The following is a 20402-nucleotide window of genomic DNA, read 5'->3' as shown; positions in this document are numbered from 1 at the left end:
TCGAGGCGGAGACATTCGAGTCTGGGTTATCGAGCACCGGTTGACTTCGAGGTCGATTACACATTTATGATGGACATTGCCGCCTGATAGTACACATTGATGTGTCCACTTCCAGGGGTTCACGCCCGGGCTTCTTACCGTGCTTCCGGGCCCGTTTGATCGTGAGGGAGAACAGTTCCTGCTGCGAGCACAGCCGCCACACACGACGCTCTGACGCCTCATATCCGCACGCGTGGAGTTCATCAGCGATGAACCGGTGCCCGAACTCGGGATCGTCCGTATGCACGTCGTAGGCGGCATTGATCAAGTGCGCCTCCTCGAGATCCCGGTCAGAGATAGGTTTCGCGCACCACTTGTAGAAGCCCTGCTTGGTAAAACCGAGGACCCGGCAGGCCACTGCCACCGGCACCCCGGTGGCAGCAAGGTCGAGGACCAGCGGATACATCATTTTGGGTGATGACCACCGAGCCTCAAGTTCGCTTGCGAGAGATACGCTGCAGCCTCGCGGAGGATCTTGTTCTCCCTCTCGAGCTCGCGAATGCGTTTCAGCGCTGCCGCCTGGGCGCGAGACTCCTCGACATCACGGGAGGGCTCGAGTCCGTGCTCGCGTAGCCGCGAGTCACGTACCCAGGCCTGGAGAGCTGACTTCGAGATGCCGAGGTCGGCGCAGACCTGCTTCTGGGTCATCCCCTCGCCCAGGAGCTCGAGCGCTGATTGCTTGAACTCATCGGTGTAGATCTTTGGCATGACTTCCATCCTTCCTGGAATTTATCCAGTCGTGAAGTCAACCAAACCTTCAGCAGTCCCTGCCAGTAACGGAAACACCCCAGGCCATTGACCTGGGGTGATGTTGCCGAGCCGCCTGCGGGAATCGAACCCGCGACCTATTCATTACGAGTGAATCGCTCTGCCGACTGAGCTAAGGCGGCAACCGAACCAACTTTAGCCAACTTCTCTGCCGGTGGTCAAAACGACGAATGCCATCCTGGACGGTTCCGACAGAGACCTTCGTCACCCCCTCTCCAGCAGGCGAGAACCGAGCACCTGGACCGCCTCAGTGCGGGTGCCGCCGGGGACTCGTCTCGGCACCCGTTAACCTTGAAAGGACAGTTGGTGCACAGACACGAGGGAGAGACATCCATGGCAGAGTTCGACTCCGACGACTTCATGAGCGACTTCCAAGCGCTCATCGAATGCGAGTCGTTCTCCAACGACCTCTCTTCATTGGCCCGCAGCGCCCGGCTCGTCTCGCGCATCGGCACCGGGATGCTCGGTGCCGCGCCTCAGATCATCGAGACCGACGGCCACCCGCATGTGCTGTGGCGCTTCGGCACCGGACCGCGCAAGGTCGTGCTTATCGGCCACCACGACACTGTCTGGCCGACGGGAACGCTCGCTGGTTTTCCGTATTCGGTCAAGGACGGAGTGGTCCGCGGACCCGGTGCCGATGATATGAAGGGCGGTCTGCTCATCGCCATCTATGCGTTGGCAAAGGTCCGCGCCGAACTCGGCAGACTCGACGGCGTCAGCCTCCTCATCACCGCCGATGAAGAACTCGGTTCCCCTGGTTCCCGGCAGATCATTGAAGACGAAGCGCGCGGAGCGAAGGCGGCTCTCGTGTTCGAAAGCGGCGCCGCCGACGGTGCCGTCAAGATCGCGCGCAAGGGAGTGGCGATCTACCAGCTCGAAGTCACCGGTCTGGCATCGCACGCCGGAGTCGAACCGGAAAAGGGCATCAACGCCACCATCGAAGTGGCCAACCAGGTCATCGAGATCGCGGCACTTCACAGACCCTCGGTCGGCACCTCAGTCGTCCCGACCGTGATGACCAGCGGATCAACCACGAACACCGTGCCTGCCAAGGCCGTTGTCGGAATCGACTCCCGAGCTGCCTCGGCGGGTGAACAGGTCCGCATCGACGACGCTCTGCACGCTCTGACGCCCACCGTGGCCGGTGCAAAGATCGAACTCAAGGGCGGAATCAACCGCGCCCCGCTCGAAGAGGACATGGCGATGGGCCTCTATGCCCGTGCCCAACGACTGGCAGGACGACTCGGGCATCCCCCACTGAGGTCAGTCGCAGTCGGCGGCGGATCGGACGGCAACTTCACCGCCGGAGTCGGGACGCCGACCCTCGACGGACTCGGCACCGTCGGCGGAGGTTCCCACGCCCGGACCGAACACGCTCTGCAGATCTGGATTCCCCGCCGCATCGAACTCACCGCGGCACTCGTCGCCGAACTCCTCGGCGACGACTGAAAGCCCAATCACTCCCCCAGCACCGGCGAACGTCGGCGATCAGAGTGCGCCCGTGCGGTCCTCTTGCAGCCAGGGGTTCGACAGCAGCACGAAGGCTGCTTCGACGATGAGCACGGGCGACATGTTCGTCTGCAGGCGCTGCCGGGCCTCGGTGATCGCATCGATGCGCAGCAGCGTGGTATCGGGCCCGTCCCGGTTCGCCTGTTCGGAGATGAGATCGATTTCGCCGGCATTGATCCATCCGTCTCGGATCCCCAACTGGTACATGAGGATGTCGCGGTAGAGGCTCATCAGCTCGAGGAAGATCCGGTCGAGCTCATCGTTGCGGGCCCGCACCGAGCGGCGCTTCTGCTCCTCCTCGAGCTTCCTGATCTGCGCTCTGGCCGACGGCGGAATCGTCTTCTCCCCTTCGACACCCAAGGTGGTCAGCAGCTGAGTCCGCTCGGCAGCGTTGCGCTCTTCGACTCGTGACTTCGCGGTTTCGGCAGCGTTGTCGACGATGCGGCCGGCCAAACGGATCGTCGCCCCCACGGAGGTGAGTTTGCCGGGGATCGCGAGAATCTGTTTACGTTCGGCATCAGCCGATTCGTTGAGTGCGAGGTATTTCGCGCGCCCGATGTGGTTCTGGGCCACTGCGGCAGCCCATTGTGCGCGATCTTCCGAGACGTTGTCGCGCTGCATCAGCAGCTGTGCCACGGCATCCCGAGAGGGGATGCGCAGTCGCACAGGACGACACCGCGACCGAATGGTGGTGAGCACATCGATCGGACTCGGCGCGCACAGCAGCCACACGGTTCCCGGAGGCGGCTCTTCGATGGCTTTGAGCAGCACGTTCGCGGTGCGTTCCATCATCCGGTCGGCATCTTCGATGATGACGACGCGCCATTTCGAGTTCACGGGCGACGCCTGTGCCTTGGACACGAGTTCACGGACCTCTTCGATCGATATGACCGATTTCTGCGTCGACATGATCGTCAGGGACTCGTGATGACCCGACAGCACTCGGGCGGTCACGTCATTCGATTCAGTGCCCCCGGAGATGAGCGCGGCGGCGAAGGCGCGTGCCGCATTCGATCGGCCCGACCCGGGCGGTCCGGTGAACAGCCACGCATGGGTCATCGCCGCCGGGTTGTCGAGCGCATAGCCGAGCTGGGTGATGACGTCATCCTGGCCGACGAGTTCGTCGAAGACGCTCACTTCAGGAATCCTCCCGGTTGGTGAAGCGACGGTTACTGCGTTCGCGCTGCCGGCGCAAACGCTCCCGAGCCTGCCGTTCGATCTCGGCCTGAGCCTGCAGTCGTTCACGGCTCATCTCGCGGGCGGTGCGGGCTGGCAGAACCGTGGTCTCCGCGTCCCCGGCAGCGGCCGAGTCATCGGCCGCGTCATCCGATTCGGTCTCCACCGCCGGTTCGGGACGGTGGACCACACGGGTTTCGGCCTCGTCGGGATCGACACGGTTGACGATCCGGGTCTCCGCTTCGTCGTCCGTGGCGATTCGGTCCGTCGGCACTCCGTCGGCATCGTCGCTGTCGTCGATGATCGCCTCGGACGTGCTCCCGTGGGCCGGCAGCACCGTAGTCGCCTCATCTTCGTCGGATCGGCGCGCACCCTTCTGTTCAAGGAAAGTCGGGAGCTCCTTTTCGTCATTCTCCGATTCCCGATCCGCGGCCTCACCCGTGGGTGCCGGAGAATTGGAAGCACCGGTCGATTCCTCACTCGCCGAGGCGGTCGGGTCGTCCCGCAGATCCGCTCCGAGGTCCACGCGTTCGGTGGGAACGGCGCCGGAGATCTCGGCATCGGCGTCGGTGACGGCAGAGGGAACGAACCGGTCGCCGGAGGCGGGAACGAAACGGGGTCCCCGTTCGTGCACCGCGTCATCGCCGCTCGTGTCGTTTTCGTCGGTGTCGCTGTCGTCTGCGACTGTTTCGTCTGCTTCGTCGTTGCCGTCGGCGGCGGTGTCGTCGGACTCGCTCTCACCGTTCACGTCTGAGGAGCTCTCACCGGAGTCCGCGTCGGCGGCCACGTCGTCGGCCTCCGCCGGATCACCTTCGTCCGCGGTGCCGGCGGCCACGGCAGCGATCGGCACGGAACTGCGTTCCGGACCGCTGTCGGCCTCAGCGATCGACGTCGAGGCGGGGGCCGCCTCGGTGCCGGTATCGCGTTTGACCAGCGTCTGCGGAAGCCTGGCGCGGATGGCTGCGAGGATCTGTTCGGTGAGCTCATCGGCGTCGACCGAAGCGTCGAGGACGACATACCGGTCGAGTTCTTTATGCGCACGGGACAGGTAGGTCTGGCGCACGCGCTGATGGAACTGCTGGTTCTCCTGGTCGAGGTAGTTGCTGTCGCCGCGTTTGCCCATCCGCTCGGCCGCGACTTCGGGTTCGATGTCGAGGACGATCGTCAGGTTCGGCACGAGCCCCTGGGTGGCCCACCGACTCAGTGCGAGGATCGTCTTCTCGTCGAAGCTGCGGCCGGCCGACTGGTAGGCGATCGTCGAATCGATGTACCGGTCGGTGATGACGATGTTTCCGGCATCGAGGCTGGGGTCGACCAGGGACGCCACATGGTGGGCACGGTCGGCGGCGAAGAGCAGGGCTTCGGTGCGCGGGCTCGGCGGATCCGAGTCGAAGAGGACGGAGCGGATCTTCGTGCCCAGTTCGGTGCCGCCGGGTTCGCGCGTGGACTCCACGTGATAACCGTCATCGGCCAGGGCAGCGGATATGCGTTTGATCTGCGTGGATTTGCCCGAACCGTCTCCGCCCTCGATGGCGATGAAGAACCCGGCGCCGAGGCGTTCGGCGGAGTTCCCGAGGCCGCCGGACGCGGTCTCCGGCTGGCTGGGCGGACGGAATCCGTGGACGATGTCGACGGACAGACCCTGCAGTCTGTGCGGGTCGAAGGTGAAGAGTCCGATGATTCCGGCGATGAGAGCGGCGATGCCGAAGACGATGAATGCGACGTCGCTGGGCGCCAGCACCCAGTCGGGGCTCGAGCCGACTTCGACCGTGCCGCCGAGGTCGAGTGCGTTGATCACCAAGGCCAGGCCGGCACCGGCGACGGCACCGTAGCGGCGGGAGAAGTCATAGGGCTGAGCGCGCACGCCGATGCCGACGAGGAACGCGATCGCCGCCGAGAGAACGACCTTGCCGGAGAGCTCGTTGATGCTGCCGGTGGCCAACAGCAGCACACCGGAGACGAGCAGAGCGAAAGTGGACACGCGCGGACGGGACATTCCGGGAGCGAAGGTCGGCCCCATCTCGAATCCGATGGCCCAGCCGACGAGGCAGCAGGCGATGATGACCGCGAAACCGGCCTGACCGTAGCCGTGGCCGATCGCAGTCGGCTGAGCGAGCATGAAGGTGGCGCCGAGGACGGCGAAGAGGCCGATGCACACCCACGGATTCGAAATCGATTCGGCGGGGCGGGCCACCCGGGCTTTGAGTTCGGGGAACTGCCCGGTCGTCGCGGACTCCGCGTGCAGGGCGCGTTCGGGGGTGAGGAAGATGATCACGGAACCGGCGGCCATGCCGATGCCCACCAGCAGTGACACCCATCCGAGCGCCTGGGTTCCCGCAGCGGAGCCGCCGAGGATCTGGAAAGCGCAGGAGACGAACACGAGGACGGCCGCGGGAATGCCGACACGGCGCCATGGCTTCTCGTGTCTGAAGGGATTGATGCTCATGAGCAGGCCCACCACGGCGCCGAGGAACAGGGCCGCGACCCAGGTCAGCCAGGCACTGGGAGCGAGGCTGAGGACGACGAGGATGGCGGCTTCGACGATCGCTGAGATCGACAGAGCGGTCTTGCGCACCGCCGGAGGTCGGGAGGCGAACACCTTGGCGGGGATGAAGAGGCCGGCGCAGGAGAGGGTGAAGACGATGAGCAGCGACAGACTGCCCATCTGGTTGTCGAAGCCTCCGGCGCTCAGCGACTCTCCCATAGCGGTGTACGCGCGTCCGCCCACCGTCGCGACGAGGCCGCTGGTTCCTGCCACGACGTAGCTGATCGCGACAAGAACGATCAGGGCACCCCAGGCGGCGGTCTCGGTGACCAGGCGGCCGGGGGCTCCGGGCAGTCGGTGTCCTGTAGTCGTCAACATGCTCACACCCCTACACTATCTGCCCGAACTGACATATCTCTTGGAAACGAGTGCGATCTGCGACAACCCGAACCGGACCGACGTCTGCCGATCCTCTACTCTTGAACTCGTGCACACAGACTCACAGGCGATGACCACGGTGGCCGCAGACGGCTTGGGCCCGGTGGAGGAACTCGCATTCGCCCGCGTCCTTCTCGATTCGGTCAAGGCCGGACGTCGCGGGGCGACTCTGCGGATGTACCGACCGGCCCCGACCCTGGCGTTCGGTGCTCGGGATCGTTTCCTGCCCGGTTTCGCCACCGCCGTCGAAGCGGCCCGGGACCACGGCTTCACGCCTGCACTGCGCAGCCTCGGCGGGCGTGCGGCTGCCTACCACCCGGGATCTCTGGTCATCGATCACATCGAACCGAGTGATTCATTCATCACGAACACCAATGCCCGGTTCGCCGGTTTCGGCCAGGACTATGTCGAGGTGCTGCGGAGGCTGGGCATCGATGCCCGCCTCGGCGAGATTCCCGGCGAATACTGTCCGGGTGAGCACAGCGTCAACGTGGCCGGGCGGATCAAAGCGATCGGCACCGCGCAGCGGGTGGTCTCCGGGGCGTGGCTGTTCTCGTCGTCCGTCGTCGTCGAGGACCCGAATCCGATCCGCGCCGTCCTCACCGACGTCGAAGCCGCCCTCGGCATCGATTGGGATCCGTCCACGGGCGGATCGATCAGCGAGATCCACCCCGAGGTGACGATCGATTCTGTCGCCGAGGCGTTCGCCGCCTACTATTCCGACGCGAATCCGCATACGCCCCTGTCCCCCACCGCCGAGGAGCTGGCCGAGGTGGCCGCCCACGCGGACAAACACCGACTCTGAGGACACACCATGACCGTCACCATACGTGAAGCAGAGCCGACCGACCTGCCCGACATCCTGCGCCTCGTCCACGCACTGGCCGTCTACGAGAAGGAACCGGACGCGGTCGAGGCCACCGAGGCGGACTTCGCGGCAGTGATGTTCCCCGACGATGGGCACGCGAACACGTTCGGTCTCGTGGCCGAGGCGGACGGCGACGTCATCGGCATTGCGATCTGGTTCCATTCGTTCTCCACCTGGACGGGCAGGAACGGCATCTGGCTCGAGGACCTCTTCGTCGCGCCCGACCATCGCGGTTCGGGAGCCGGGAAGGCGCTGCTCGGTCGGCTGGCGCAGATCTGCCAGGAGCGTGGACTGACTCGGCTCGAATGGTGCGTGCTCAAATGGAACACACCGTCGATCGGTTTCTACGAATCGCTGGGAGCGAAGCCGCAGAACGAGTGGGAGACCTATCGCCTCGACGGCCAGGCGCTCACCGACTTCGCGGAGTCATCGCGCGGCTGACCTCGTCCCTGAGGCACTGCTGACCTCGTCCCAGAAGCACTGGAGTACGTGACCGGTGTCGACCCAACAATCACCGGCCACGGGGTATCACAGGCCACGGGAGAAGAAACGACTTTCGCCACCGGCCCAGACCATCAGGCAGGTGGCGAAAGCAGTGACAGGTGAATGCCTCGGGCTCGACGGCCGTCGACTCAGGGAGTCTTCGGCTTGGCCGTGCTCGTCTTCTTCGCGGCCGTGGTCTTCGTCCCTGTCGACTTCGATGCCGTCGACTTGGCGGCCGTCGTCTTCTTCGCAGCAGTCGTCTTGGCCGCCGTCGTCTTCTTGGCCGGGGCCTTCTTCGCCGGAGCCTTGCGCGTCGTCTTCTTCTTGGCCGGTCCCTTCGCGCGCTTCTCTGCGAGCAGAGTCGCCGCACGTTCGAGGGTCACGGCTTCGACGGAGTCGTCCTTGCGCAGAGTCGCATTCGTCTCACCATCGGTGACATACGGCCCGAAACGGCCGTCCTTGACGACGACGGGCTTCTTCGTCTCCGGATCCTCGCCGAGTTCCTTCAGCGGTGCCGCGGCACGACGACCGCCGCGCTGCTTCGGCTCGGCATAGATCTTCAGCGCCTCCTCGAGGGTGATGTTGAAGATCTGCTCCTCATCCGTCAGCGAACGGGAGTCCGTACCCTTCTTCAGGTACGGTCCGTAGCGGCCGTTCTGCGCGGTGATGTCCGTGCCCTCGTCGTCCTGACCGACCACTCGGGGAAGGCTGAGCAGCTTGAGCGCGGTCTCGAGGTCGATCGAGTTCAGATCCATCGACTTGAACAGGGAACCGGTGCGCGGCTTCGGCTTCTTGGCCCCACGCTTCGGCTTCTCCGCAGGTTCGGGCAGCACCTCGGAGACATAGGGTCCGAAACGACCATTCTTCGCCACGATGGTGTGTCCGGTCTCCGGGTCGACACCGAGCTCGCGGTCGCCGTCGCCCTGGGATTCGATGAGTTCGGCCGCCTTCGCCGCTGTCAGCTCATCGGGTGCCAGATCGTCGGGGACGGAGACCCGCTTCGGGTCCTCGCCGTCCTTCTCCGAGGCGACCTCAAGGTAGGGACCGTAGCGGCCCACCCGCAGGTTCACACCTTCGCTGATGGCCACGGTGTTGACCTCGCGCGCATCGATATCGCCGAGGTCGTCGACGATTGCTTTGAGTCCCTCTCGGTCCTGACCCTTGTCGCCGAAGTAGAACCCGGCCAGCCAGTCGTTGCGGTCCTCTTCGCCCATCGCGATCCGGTCGAGTTCGGATTCGAGGTCGGCGGTGAACGCGTAGTCGACGAGTCCGGTGAAGTGCTCCTCGAGCAGGCGCACGACGGAGAACGCCAACCAGCTGGGCACCAGTGCGTTGCCGCGAGTGGTCACATAGCCGCGGTCCTGGATGACGGAGATCGTCGCCGCATAGGTCGAGGGACGGCCGATGCCGAGCTCCTCGAGCTGTTTGACGAGGCTGGCCTCGGTGAAACGCGGCGGCGGAGCAGTCGTGTGTCCGTCGGCTTCGGCCTTGACGACCGACAGCGCCTGGCCCTCTTCGACCTGCGGCAGCCGCGACTCCCCGGACTTCGTGTCGTAGCGGGACGCGTCCTGGCCCTCTTCATAGGCGGCGAGGAACCCGCGGAAGGTGATGACGGTGCCGCTGGCGCTGAATCCGGCCTCATGACCATCGGCGAGAGCTGCACTGACCTTGATGGTCGCGGTCTTGCCCTTCGCATCGGCCATCTGGCTGGCGACGGTGCGCTTCCAGATGAGGTCGTAGAGGCGGAACTCATCGCCGTTGAGCTGTTTGGACACCTGTGCCGGGGTGCGGAAGGAGTCACCGGCAGGGCGGATCGCCTCGTGGGCCTCCTGTGCCGATTTCTGCTTGCTCGCGTACTGGCGCGGTGACTGCGGAACGAATTCGGGGCCGTAGAGTTCGGTCACCTGCTTGCGGGCGGCGGCGATGGCCTGACCCGACAGCGCCGAGGAGTCGGTACGCATATAGGTGATGTAGCCGTGCTCGTACAGCGACTGGGCGGTGCGCATCGCCTGACGAGCGCTCATGCGCAGTTTGCGTCCGGCCTCCTGCTGCAGGGTCGAGGTCGTGAACGGCGCGGCCGGGCGGCGGGAGTACGGCTTCGACTCGACCGCGGTCACCGTCAGCGCATCCTTCGCACTGCCGTTGAGCTCTGTGGCCAGAGACTCCGCGCGTACCTGGTCGACGACCGTCGCCGAGGAGTTCTTCAGCTCACCCTTGTCGTTGAAGTCACGACCGGTGGCCACCCGCGACCCGTCGAGGGTGGTGAGGTTCGCGGCGAACGGGTTCGTCCCGTCCGGCAGACCGAGGTCGATGTCGAGGTCCCAGTAGTCGGCGGGCACGAAGGCCATGCGCTCGCGTTCGCGTTCGACGACGAGTCGAGTGGCCACGGACTGGACGCGTCCGGCCGAGAGCCCTGCGCGGATCTTGCGCCACAGCACGGGTGAGACCTCGTAGCCGTAGAGGCGGTCGAGGATGCGGCGGGTCTCCTGCGCGTCGACGAGCGAGGTGTCGATATCGCGGGTGTTCTCCAGGGCACGGTCGATCGCCTCAGGCGTGATCTCGTGGAAGACCATGCGCTTGACCGGGATCTTCGGTTTGAGGACTTCGAGCAGATGCCAGGCGATGGCCTCTCCCTCGCGGTCCTCATCCGTTGCCAGATAGAGTTCGTCGGCGTCTTTGAGCAGACGCTTGAGTTCGGTGACCTTCTTCTTCTTGCCCGGATCGATCCGATAGTAGGGGTCGAAGTTGTTGTCGACGTCGACAGCGAACTTTCCGTACGGCCCCTTCTTCATGTCGGCGGGCAGCTCCGAGGGGGTGGGCAGGTCGCGGATATGACCGACGGAGGCCTCGACGTCGTAACCGTCGCCGAGGTATCCCACAATCGTTCGCGCCTTCGTCGGAGACTCGACGATGACGAGGCGACGGGGCTTCTTCTCGGTTGTGGTCACGCTTTCACATTCCTCTCACGGCATCAGCTGCCCGCTGCAACGGACGATCCGGCCCAATGTAACACTGTTGAACGGACACGTTCCTCATCGACCCTTCCGGCCCGGATGCTGTCCGGACCTCGTCCGGTTTCGGCTCGGACACGGGGTCAACGGTTTCCGATCCTATCCCTATTCCGCCGACGTCCCAGTCGTCGAGCTCCCGACCGAACCGCTGTCGGGCAGCAGTGCACCCGCCGCGCACAGGGCTCTGACCTGGGCCACGAGTTGGTCTTCCAGTGCCGTGGGATCGACCTCGAGAAGCTGGGCCAAGGCCCCGGCCGTCTGTCGCAGGGTCAGCGTCCCGTCCGCGACGGACACGAATCCGGCCAGTGCCGTATCGAGGTCGAAGACCTGCCCGAAGCCGATCCCCTGTTCCAAGGTGATCGAGTTGGGTTCCGGCGCTCCGGGAACGAAATGGCGATGTTCGACGAGGTCGGGTGAGCGGGTGAAAGCGGTTGCGGCGATCTCCTCCGGCCCGGCCGATGCCAGCCACGACCGGATCGCGATGATCGTGGTGAGGAACTCTGCGAGTCCGTGCGGATTGTTCGCCGGCGCCGAGGTGACTCTGACCCTGGTCTTGAATACTCCCTCGGCCGTCCCCGACGGACCGCGGTCGACGTCCGAGGTGACGTCGCCGATCGCGGGATCTTCGGTACCAATCGTTGGCACATCGTTATCGGACTTCGCCATCAGCACGTACCCGAAGACGACTTCGTCCACAGCTCTGGTGGCGAAGTCGTCGAGCCATGCGGCGACTGCGTCGTTCCAGGCGGTGCTGGCGCGGGGGATCCCGCCGTCGCGGATCCAGGTTTCGGCGTAGGCGATGGGGTCGAGGGCCTCGCGTTCGATGACGAACACCGACGTATCCGCATCGTCGACCCAGGTCTCCGGTCCTTCGTCCGTCCCCGAGGCGGCTTCCCAGTTTCCGAGGCAGACGCTGCGTCCGCCCGGGGTGAGGTTCTCAGGGATCCGGGTGAACAGCTCCCGAACGAGGCGGTCTCCGGTCATTCCGCCGTCCCGGTATTCGAATGTGGTGTCCGTGCTGCGCGGGGTGATGACGAACGGCGGATTCGACACGAGCAGATCCACGGGTTCGTGCAATGGTTCGAGGAGGGACCCGTGCCGGAATTCGATCGTCGTCACCGCGTTGAGTCCGGCCGAGAGTTCGGCCAGGCGCAGGGCTCGGCGGGAGATGTCGGTGGCGATGACTCGGTCGCTGTGGCGGGCCAGCAGCAGAGCTTGGATTCCGCAGCCGGTGCCGATATCGGCGGCCACGCCCACGTGGTCACGCGGGGTGATCGACACCAGTGTCCGGCCGGCTCCGCCGAGGCCGAGCACGAATTCTCCGTCGAGCACATCCGGGGTGGTCAGGGTGCCGTGGTCGGCCACGAGGTAGAGGTTCTCGTCCCCGGGACGGAAGCCGCGCGGGACACCGACGGGAAGTTCATAGGGGGTCAGGGCGAAGGGGGCGACCACCTCGTCGTCGTCCACGGTGATCAGCCCCGCCTCGGTGGCGGTGTCGAAGGACTCCCCCAGCAGTGCTCGGACGTCGGTGACCGGGGCTGTGCGGTGGAAGTGGAAGAGCAGCGCCGCGCTGGCCAGGGTCCGGTCGGCGGCCGTCGACGACTGGTCCGCCAGCGTCCGGGTGCAGTGGTGGATGGCGGGTGCGGCGTTGTTGCGCAGCAGCGCCTCCGAGGTCGGGCCGCCCCAGAACTGGCGCAGCCGTGGTTCGGTGTATCCGGAATGGTAGAGGGTCTCGCCCAGGTGGGCCAACGGCAGATCAGTCACAGAAGAATCCTAGCGACTGCGCCATAATTGACTCATGGCCTCCTCTGCTCTTCTCGACATCGTCACCGGTTTCGGTGCCCGGGATGAGCGGATCGTCCATGTCCGCGATATCCCGCAGCGTTTCGAACGCGACGCCGCGTGGCCTGACTGGATCGACGAGGAACTCAAGCACGCCTGCCATGCCATCGGCGTCGACGCTCTGTGGCAGCACCAGCTCGAGGCGGCGCAGACGGCCAGGGACGGTTCCGACGTCGTCATCGCCACCCCCACCGCATCGGGCAAGTCTTTGGGATTCTGGCTGCCGGTGCTCGAAGCGATCCAATCGACTCGCGGGAAGCTGCGCTCCGCCTCGGCGATCTATATCGCTCCGACGAAGGCACTGGCCGCCGATCAGCTGGCCAAACTCGAACGGTTCGTCATCCAGGGCATGCGTCCTGCCAGCTATGACGGGGACACCTCGCAGGTCTCGAAGGACTGGGCGAGGCGGCATGCGAACATCGTCTTCACGAACCCGGACATGCTCCACCGGTCGATCCTGCCCCAACACGAGCGCTTCGCCCGGATGTTCAAGAACCTGCGCTTCATCGTCATCGATGAAGCCCACCGGTACCGGGGAGTGTTCGGCTCCCATGTCGCACTCATCCTCCGCCGCCTGCTGCGCATCGCCGCCCACTACGGGGCGGCACCGGTCGTCATCGGAGCGTCGGCGACGATGGCGGACCCGGACGCAGCCTTTGCGAAGCTGACCGGGCGGTCCGCGCATGCGGTGACCGAGGATTCGTCCCCGCGTGCAGCCGGCAGCTTCGCCCTGTGGGAGCCTCCCGTGTCTCCCGGCGGGGACCGGCGCAGCGGTCTGGTCGAAGCCGCCGATGTCATCACCGACTCCATGTGCGCCGGCTTTCGGTCGATCACGTTCATCGCCTCCCGCCGCGGCACCGAAGCCCTCGCCCAGACGGTCCGTGACCAGGTGGGGCAGGTGGATGAAGCCCTGACGGGCAAGGTCGCCGCCTACCGGGGCGGGTATCTGGCCGAAGAGCGCAGGATGCTCGAGACCGCGCTGCGTTCGGGTCAGCTGCTGGCCGTGGCGTCGACGAACGCCCTGGAGTTGGGCATCGACATCTCCGGACTCGACCTCGTCATCATCTCCGGCTGGCCGGGAACCCTGGCCTCCCTGTGGCAGCAGGCGGGGCGCGCCGGCAGAGCCGGACAGCGGTGGATGGCCGTGTTCATCGCCCGTGATGATCCGCTTGATACCTTCGTCGTCCATCATCCCGAAGTCATCTTCGACTCCCCCGTCGACGCCGGCGTCATCCATCCGGGCAACCCGCATGTGCTCTCCGGTCACCTGTGTGCGGCCGCCGCCGAGGTGCCTCTGAAGTCGGCTGACCTCGTGCACTTCCCGGACAATTCGCCCGCGGTCATCGACGACCTCGTGGAGGCGAAGATGCTGCGGGCACGCCCGACCGGATGGTTCTGGGCAAAGGACCAACCGGCGGCTGACCTGTCCGATATCCGCGGTGCCGGCGGCGGACAGTTCAGCCTGGTCGAGGCGAGCACCGGCACCCTGCTGGGCACGGTCGACGAATCGGGTGCACATACGGGAGCCCATCCGGGAGCGGTGTACACGCATCAGGGCATCGACTTCACCGTCCTCGATCTCGACCTCGAGGACCGGATCGTTGCCGTCGAACGCGCCGAGGTCGACTACACGACTCAGCCGCGCTCGCAGACCGAGATCTCGATCGTCGACACCGATGCGCAGCGGGTTCTGCCCTCCGGGGTGGCTGTGTGCAGCGGAACCGTCGACGTCATCGATCAGGTCGTGGCCTACCGGATGCGGGCCAAACGCGGTGGAGCGATCATCGCCGAACACGAGCTCGACCTGCCCGAGCGCACGCTGCGGACGAAGGCCGTGTGGTGGACGATTCCGCAGAGCGTCCTCGACGAGGCCGATGTCGTCTCCGGGGACCTGCCCGGAGCCGTCCATGCGGCCGAGCACGCCTCGATCGGTCTGCTGCCGCTCTTCGCCGGCTGTGACCGCTGGGACATCGGCGGCGTGTCGACGGCACTGCATGCCGACACCGGGCTGGCGACGGTGTTCGTCTATGACGGTCTGGCCGGAGGCGCCGGGTTCGCCGAACGCGGCAGCGAGGTCATCGATGAGTGGCTGGGTGCGACCAGGGACGCCATCGCCGCATGCGAGTGCGTCGACGGGTGCCCGTCGTGTGTGCAGTCGCCCAAGTGCGGCAACGGGAACGAACCGCTCGAGAAGGACGCTGCGCTGCGGCTGCTGCGCACCGTACTCAGGTAGCGATCCCCTCATTTCCCGGCGACGGCCTCCTCTCTGACCTTCGGCAGAGGCCCGGGGATGTCGACTTCGATGACGACGTAGGCGGATTGCTCACTCAGCGAGGCACGGCAGTCCTTGAGGTGACCGCCATTGCGAATCGCCACCTCCTTCGCCATCTCACACGGTTCGCCGGTGGCCAGTCCGCGCACGGCGTCCGCGGCGGCGAGCGCCGCCAGGTCCGCGGCGCTCTGCGCCCGACTGTGGGCCACGAAGGCCTGGCCGAGGCTGCCGATGGCGGCGACGAGGACGAGCACGATCGAGCAGAGCCCCACAACGATGTTCGTCATGACGGCCCGGACCTGTCCCCCTCGAATCGCGCAGTGGCATGCGCATCGACGGCGTCGAGGAAGAAGATCGCAGCCGGCAGTTCGATCGTGACGGTCACGACCGAGTATCCGCCGTCGGCTCGGACGCGGACCGAGGAGGACTCACCGGCGTGCTTCTTCGCTTCGGACACGACGGCGGCTCGGGGTTCGCCGCGGGCGATCTCACGGGCCGCCGACCGGGCGGCGTCGAAAGCTCGCAGCTGGGAGAAGCCGACCGCGGCGGCTCCCGTGAGCAGCACGATGAGAAGCACGACAGCCGGCATGACGACGGCGAATTCCGCGGTCGCCGTTCCCGCATCGCGATCCCGACCTCGCTGCCGCTGACGGGAGCCTCCGCGTGCCATGGCGGTTCAGCTTCCCAGACCGAGCGCCGTGGAGATGACCCCGGTGATGAGTTCCTTGATCGGCTCTGATTTGAGAACGACGACGAGCAGTGCGGCGAATCCGCATGCGGCCAGAGTGGTGATCGCATATTCGGCGGTGGTCGCTCCGGTGTCGGAGTCCCAGAACTGATCAATCTCAGTGTGGTCGTCGACCGGTTCGATCCGACCCTTCGGCGGGTACTCGATCTCCGGGGGCGGTGAAGTTGTGGCCATGCTCTCCTCCTTGGCTGAAACCCCGCTTGCACTCTGCGAGCGGACCTTCAGCCTGGGAGTGAGCGCACTGTCGTGTCCAGACTCGGTTTCGCGCCTGTGGAAACGGGTTCTGCATCCACAGGCTCACCTTGGACGAGTGGAGAGGCCGTCCACAGGAATCGGTGTGCGAGTCAGCGCCGCCGGTGCCTCAGGTGTTGCCGGCCCAGTCGTCTCTGAGGATGGCCATGATGACTTCGTCGTGGCGGCGGCCGTTGAAGAACACGGCCTCTCGTCGACGGCCTTCTTCGACGAAGCCGGCCTTGGTGTAGGAGGCGATTCCGCGGGTGTTGAACGCCCAGGTCTGCAGCTCGATGCGGTTGAGTCCCAGTTGGAGGAACCCGTACTTCACGGCCAGTCGCACCGCGTCCGATCCGTAGCCGCGCCCGTGGAATTCGGGTCCGAGGACGATTGCCAGAGTGGCGGACTGGTTGATGGGGTTGCGCCTGTAGAGGGTGATGTGGCCGACGAATTCTTCTGTTTCGGTCAGCTCGATGCTGAAGCCGACCGCTTCGCTCGATCTGTTCGCGCTCCACTGTGAGAACTGTTCGGATACTCCCCCTTCCGGCCGCGGCAGAACCGTGTGATTCTGCAGGACGACGATCGAGGGATCGAACCACCACTGTTCGAGATAGGGCAGATCATCCTCCCTCAGGGGCCGCAGACGCACGGATCGGCCGACGAAGAGGTTCTCGGCGTAGTCTTCGGCTTGTTCGACAGTGGACAGCTGATTGAAGGGTGTGACCGGTGCCATGTCCCGAGCCTATCGGTCGAGTCTGAAAACCAGGTCACCGCCGCTTCAGGACCGGGTGAATACCCCGGAACGCAGCCGTCGAGACCACGTGCCGCTGGTGCGCAGGAGCACTGAGGCTTCAGAAGAACACGGTTGTGAGGTCGGTCAGCAGCGAGATGACGACCGGAACGACCGAGAGCAAGAGGAACGCCGGCAGAATGCACACACCCAAAGGCAGCACCAGCTGCACACCCAATGAGGCGGCGGCCTCCTGCCGGCGCCGGCGTGAGGACGCCCGCAGCTCCTCGGCCACGGACTCGATGAGTGGTGCCGGGCCGACACCGGTGTGTTCGGAGAATTCGAAGACCTCGAGCACCGGCAGCAGCCGATCGTCGTCGGCGAGCCTGCGCCCGCCGATCGCCATCGCACGGGCGATCCTCTGCAGATCCGATCGGTCATCGGTCGCCTCGGCGGTCAAGGTCAGCGCCACGGGAATCGGCAGGCCCGAGGTCAGACAGATCGCCACGAGATCGAGGTCGAATGCCAACTGATCATCGGCCACCGCCGGCTCCGTCCCCGACCCAGCCGTGCTCGCCTGAGGGGCAGCCGCCTCGCTGCCGGTCGGATCGGTCCCGCCCTCGCCGAGGAGGCTCTGCAGTCTCCGGCGGGTCGATCCGGACCACAGCAGCACGCCGAGACCGACGCAGGCACCGATGAGCACAGCAAGCATGGTCACCTCTGCGCCCGCAGCATCATCGTCCGCATCCACCATCGGCCGGCCCCGTACAGGAGGAGCCCGGCACCGATGCTCAGCTGTCCCGGCAGCCCGCTGATGAGTTCCAGGGGTCGGACGCCGATGAGCAGGCCGAGGCCGACGCCGATGAGCGGCAGCCAGCTGAGCACCCGCACCGTCGACCGCGGACCGGCCATGGCGATGCGGCGTTCGCGTTCGGCGTCGAGGGCGTCTCTCTGGGCGGCCGCGTAACGCAGGATCATCTCCGCCGCGGGGGCTCCGGAACGTTCGGACACCGTCCATACGGCGGCCATTCCGGTCAGCACGTGAGCGGCGGCCTCTGACAGCGCGCTGCTGCGGGTGGCGATGGCGCGTCCGGGCTCCTCACCCAACGAGATCGCGCGTGAGATCGGGGCCAGCGCGTCATTGCGGCGGCTGAGCGTGGCCATCACCGCCTGCGGAGTCATCCCCACCTTGAGCAGATGGGCGCAGTTCTCCACCGCGGCGATCGCCCACAGCCGTTCGGCCTGATCATCGGCGGTGCGGCCGCCTCGGCGAAAGAGGGCACGCACTCCTTTCGGCACTGATCCGCCACCGTCGGCACGGTGCAGGAGTTCCCGCAGTCTGGCACCCGGGTCCGGGGGCGCCGCGAGGATGATCCCGGCCGCGATCAGAGCGGCGGTGAGGACGATCATTGTGCGGATTTCTGTTCGAGCACGGATTCGAACCGGGCCAGGGCACGGCGGTTGACGGTGCCGGCTGTCGACGGTGACGGGCGGCCCCACACCGGTTCCATAACGACTGCCTCGGCACCGACCCTCGTCGGGATCGCCAGTTCCGTGATTCCCCGCTCGGAGCCGCAGCGCCGCAGATGGATGACGAGGTCGATGGCGGTGGAGAACTGCGAATACACGGCATCCGGGCTCATCTGCGCCAACGCCCCGAGCGCGGCCACCCGGCTGGGCACGGCCTCGGCGGTGTTCGCATGGATGGTCGCGCACCCGCCCTCATGACCGGTGTTGAGCGCGGTGAGCATGTCCCGGACCTCCGCGCCGCGACATTCCCCGACGACGAGGCGGTCGGGCCGCATCCGCAGGGCGTTGCGCACGAGGTCGGTCAGAGTCACCTCGCCGCCGCCTTCGACGTTGGCTTGGCGGGCCGCGAGCTGGACGGTGTGCGGGTGGGTGACGATGAGCTCGCGGGAGTCCTCGACGATGACGATTCGCTGGATCGTCTCGACCAGGGACAGCAGAGCGCCGAGGAGGACGGTCTTCCCCGTGCCCGTCCCGCCGGAGATGAGGATGTTCGCCCGTGACGTGACCGCCTCGGCGATGAGGGGGCTGATCTCATCGGGGACGAACCCCTCCTCGCAGAGCTGGGAGTAGGGGAATCCGGAGCGTTTGGGCACGCGGAAGCTGATCGTCGTCGTGTCCCCGGAGATCGGAGGGACGATCGCGTTCATCCGCACCCCGTCGGGCAGGCGCACATCGACATAGGGAGAGGAATCGTCGAGGCGGCGCCCGCCGAGGGCGGCCAACCGGACCGCCAGTGACCGTACGTCCTCTTCGGCTCCCAGGGACAGGTCGAGCAGCCGGGGCCCGTCGCCGGTGTCGGCGAAGATCTCACGCGGCCCGTTGACGAACACGTCCGTGGTGCCGGGCACCTCGAGCACGGACTGCAGAGGTCCTGCCCCGGACAGCTGCGCGGACAGCCGGGTGACGAGCTCGAGCAGGGCGGACGAACCGAGCACACGTCCGGTGCGTTGGACCGCCTCGGCGACGGCGGCCGTGGTCACCGGTCCCGGCTTGTCGAGCAGCGTTTTGCGAACATCGGCGACCAGCGAGGCATCGAGCCATTCGCTCATTCGACCCACTCCCCCAGCAAGCGATCGACGAGGCGGCCGAGGTGCGCCCCGCCGGGGATGCCCTCGCCGCGGTCGACGGCGGCGGACAGTCCCCGATCATCGCGGATGCTCCCGGCCAAACTCAGACCGATGGAGTCGGCGAGGAGCTCGGCGTCGAGGCCCCCGGGACCGGTTTCGCGGACGACGAGGCGCACATCGGGGTGGGCCTGGGACAGACGCTTGGCCACTTGGGAGGAGGCGACGGCCGACCGGACCCGGGCCGGGGAGACGAGAAGGACATGATGGCAGCGTCTCGTCCATTGCGGTGGGGCGTGGCGGGGCAGATCGACGATGACGAGGTCGAAGGCCTGACCGGCTGCGGCGAGGAAGTCGTCGAAGACGTCGGGGTCGAGGTCGACGGTGTCGTCCCGCCCCCAGGACAGCAGCGCGAGTCCGTCGTGGCGGGGCAGCGCATCGGCCAGGGCTGAGGGACGCAGCTGTCCGCGGGAGGCGCTGAGGTCGGTCCACCGGGGTCCGGGCACCGCTTCGGCGCCGAGGACGAGGTCGAGTCCCCCGCCGAGCGGGTCGGCGTCGACGAGGACGGTGCTGTGATCGGCTCCGGCTCGTCGGGCGAGTGCGCATGCGAGCACGGAGGCACCCGCCCCGCCGCAGCCGGCGACGACGCCGACCGTGGTTCCGGGTGCGCCAGGCGGTTCGACTGCGGCGATCATCCGTCCGCTCAGCCATTCCGCGGCGGCGGGCAGCACGGCGAGCTGGTCGACGCCGAGGTGGGCGGCCTTCGCCCAGGTCGAGGAGGGTTCGTCATCGTTGAGGACGACGAGGATCGTGTCCGCTCTGTCGGTGGCGGGGGCTTCGCGGACGTCTTCGCCGAGGAGGATGAGCGACGCGGACTGCCAGCCTCCGGAGTCGGGAGGCAGAACGGTCAGGGAGATGCCGATACTTTCGGCGACTCGAGCGCATTCTTCGGTGATCGCACCGAGGTCGGTGATGAGGGCTACCTGCATGCACCGAGCCTGGACTCGACCGGTGGCCTCCGGCCAGGCCGGAGCTCTGCCCTGTGGAGGGGACGACGAAGGGGCGCCTCCTGTGAGGTTGAGTCACAGGAGGCGCCCCACGTGGCAGCCTGCAGCTTCCATCCAGGTCAGCTGCGGTGGCTCGGCCGCTCGGCCACCTCACGTGGTGCCGAGGGGCACAGAGTCGACCGTGGCGTGTCCACAGCG

At 66.3% G+C, this 20402-nt stretch carries 18 protein-coding genes and 1 tRNA gene; 4 read left to right on the top strand and 15 right to left on the bottom strand.

What is annotated here, in order from left to right; genetic code table 11:
* Positions 1–64 precede the first annotated feature (64 nt).
* The 3 genes from BLIN9172_RS15210 to BLIN9172_RS15200 all read right to left on the bottom strand — a co-directional run bounded on the left by BLIN9172_RS15210 (position 65) and on the right by BLIN9172_RS15200 (position 929).
* Entirely contained in the window at positions 65–448 is a 384-nt protein-coding gene (locus BLIN9172_RS15210) for an IS3 family transposase (RefSeq protein WP_101555796.1), read from the bottom strand.
* Positions 445–747: a transposase gene (locus BLIN9172_RS18890; RefSeq protein ID WP_062861102.1), complete on the bottom strand. Its 303-nt coding sequence runs from the start codon at positions 745–747 to the stop codon at positions 445–447. Before BLIN9172_RS18890 ends, BLIN9172_RS15210 begins: the two co-directional genes overlap by 4 nt.
* A 109-nt stretch (positions 748–856) precedes the next feature.
* Positions 857–929: transfer RNA gene (locus BLIN9172_RS15200), tRNA-Thr, on the bottom strand.
* 211 nt (positions 930–1140) lie between these two features.
* Here BLIN9172_RS15200 and BLIN9172_RS15195 point away from each other — a divergent pair.
* Positions 1141–2259: a M20/M25/M40 family metallo-hydrolase gene (locus BLIN9172_RS15195; protein ID WP_101555795.1), complete on the top strand. Its 1119-nt coding sequence runs from the start codon at positions 1141–1143 to the stop codon at positions 2257–2259.
* A 39-nt stretch (positions 2260–2298) separates the two neighbouring features.
* Here BLIN9172_RS15195 and BLIN9172_RS15190 read toward each other — a convergent pair whose 3' ends face one another.
* Positions 2299–3456, bottom strand: a complete 1158-nt coding sequence (locus BLIN9172_RS15190; protein ID WP_101555794.1) for a DNA polymerase III subunit delta' — start codon at positions 3454–3456, stop codon at positions 2299–2301.
* Position 3457: 1 nt separating this feature from the next.
* Positions 3458–6358, bottom strand: a complete 2901-nt coding sequence (gene tmk, locus BLIN9172_RS15185; protein ID WP_101555799.1) for a dTMP kinase — start codon at positions 6356–6358, stop codon at positions 3458–3460.
* A 109-nt stretch (positions 6359–6467) separates the two neighbouring features.
* Here tmk and BLIN9172_RS15180 point away from each other — a divergent pair, with 109 nt between their 5' ends.
* Positions 6468–7223 (top strand): lipoate--protein ligase family protein, encoded by a 756-nt coding sequence (locus BLIN9172_RS15180; protein WP_240812180.1) that lies wholly within the window; start codon positions 6468–6470, stop codon positions 7221–7223.
* Positions 7224–7232: 9 nt separating this feature from the next.
* Positions 7233–7727 carry a GNAT family N-acetyltransferase gene (locus tag BLIN9172_RS15175; RefSeq protein WP_101555793.1) on the top strand — a complete coding sequence of 165 codons (495 nt, stop codon included), beginning with the start codon at positions 7233–7235 and terminating at the stop codon, positions 7725–7727.
* Between the two features lie 191 nt (positions 7728–7918).
* On the opposite strand, the gene topA is transcribed toward BLIN9172_RS15175, so the two are convergent.
* Together topA and BLIN9172_RS15165 are read right to left on the bottom strand one after the other, a co-directional pair.
* On the bottom strand, positions 7919–10717 hold the full coding sequence (gene topA, locus BLIN9172_RS15170; RefSeq protein ID WP_101555792.1) for a type I DNA topoisomerase: 2799 nt from the start codon (positions 10715–10717) through the stop codon (positions 7919–7921).
* Between the two features lie 168 nt (positions 10718–10885).
* The gene (locus BLIN9172_RS15165; protein ID WP_240812179.1) at positions 10886–12544 is read right to left on the bottom strand and encodes a methyltransferase; all 1659 of its coding nucleotides are present in this window, start codon (positions 12542–12544) and stop codon (positions 10886–10888) included.
* A gap of 34 nt (positions 12545–12578) precedes the next feature.
* Between BLIN9172_RS15165 and sftH the strand changes: the two genes are divergently transcribed.
* Positions 12579–14855, top strand: coding sequence for a DEAD/DEAH box helicase (gene sftH / locus BLIN9172_RS15160; protein WP_101555791.1), 2277 nt, complete (start codon positions 12579–12581; stop codon positions 14853–14855).
* 8 nt (positions 14856–14863) lie between these two features.
* Here the strand turns inward: sftH and BLIN9172_RS15155 are convergent, their stop codons facing one another.
* From BLIN9172_RS15155 to ssd, 8 genes are all read right to left on the bottom strand, one after another.
* A complete protein-coding gene (locus BLIN9172_RS15155) occupies positions 14864–15181 on the bottom strand; it encodes an Rv3654c family TadE-like protein (RefSeq protein ID WP_101555790.1) in 318 nt (105 codons plus the stop codon).
* Entirely contained in the window at positions 15178–15564 is a 387-nt protein-coding gene (locus tag BLIN9172_RS15150; protein ID WP_025778065.1) for a TadE family protein, read from the bottom strand. Before BLIN9172_RS15150 ends, BLIN9172_RS15155 begins: the two co-directional genes overlap by 4 nt.
* Before the next feature lie 6 nt (positions 15565–15570).
* Positions 15571–15816 carry a DUF4244 domain-containing protein gene (locus BLIN9172_RS15145; RefSeq protein ID WP_101555789.1) on the bottom strand — a complete coding sequence of 82 codons (246 nt, stop codon included), beginning with the start codon at positions 15814–15816 and terminating at the stop codon, positions 15571–15573.
* A gap of 187 nt (positions 15817–16003) precedes the next feature.
* Entirely contained in the window at positions 16004–16606 is a 603-nt protein-coding gene (locus BLIN9172_RS15140) for a GNAT family N-acetyltransferase (protein WP_101555788.1), read from the bottom strand.
* A 118-nt stretch (positions 16607–16724) separates the two neighbouring features.
* Complete coding sequence (locus tag BLIN9172_RS15135; RefSeq protein WP_101555787.1) at positions 16725–17315, bottom strand: type II secretion system F family protein; 591 nt, start codon at positions 17313–17315, stop codon at positions 16725–16727.
* A 2-nt stretch (positions 17316–17317) separates the two neighbouring features.
* The gene (locus BLIN9172_RS15130) at positions 17318–18013 is read right to left on the bottom strand and encodes a type II secretion system F family protein (RefSeq protein ID WP_101555786.1); all 696 of its coding nucleotides are present in this window, start codon (positions 18011–18013) and stop codon (positions 17318–17320) included.
* Positions 18010–19182: a TadA family conjugal transfer-associated ATPase gene (locus BLIN9172_RS15125; RefSeq protein WP_101555785.1), complete on the bottom strand. Its 1173-nt coding sequence runs from the start codon at positions 19180–19182 to the stop codon at positions 18010–18012. Before BLIN9172_RS15125 ends, BLIN9172_RS15130 begins: the two co-directional genes overlap by 4 nt.
* Entirely contained in the window at positions 19179–20186 is a 1008-nt protein-coding gene (ssd, locus tag BLIN9172_RS15120; RefSeq protein ID WP_101555784.1) for a septum site-determining protein Ssd, read from the bottom strand. Before ssd ends, BLIN9172_RS15125 begins: the two co-directional genes overlap by 4 nt.
* Between the last annotated feature and the right edge of the window lie 216 nt (positions 20187–20402).

The organism is Brevibacterium linens ATCC 9172 (assembly GCF_900169165.1).
Taxonomy (GTDB): domain Bacteria; phylum Actinomycetota; class Actinomycetes; order Actinomycetales; family Brevibacteriaceae; genus Brevibacterium; species Brevibacterium linens.
Note: the sequence above shows the minus strand (reverse complement) of the source record. Positions and strands in the feature narration are given on the sequence as shown.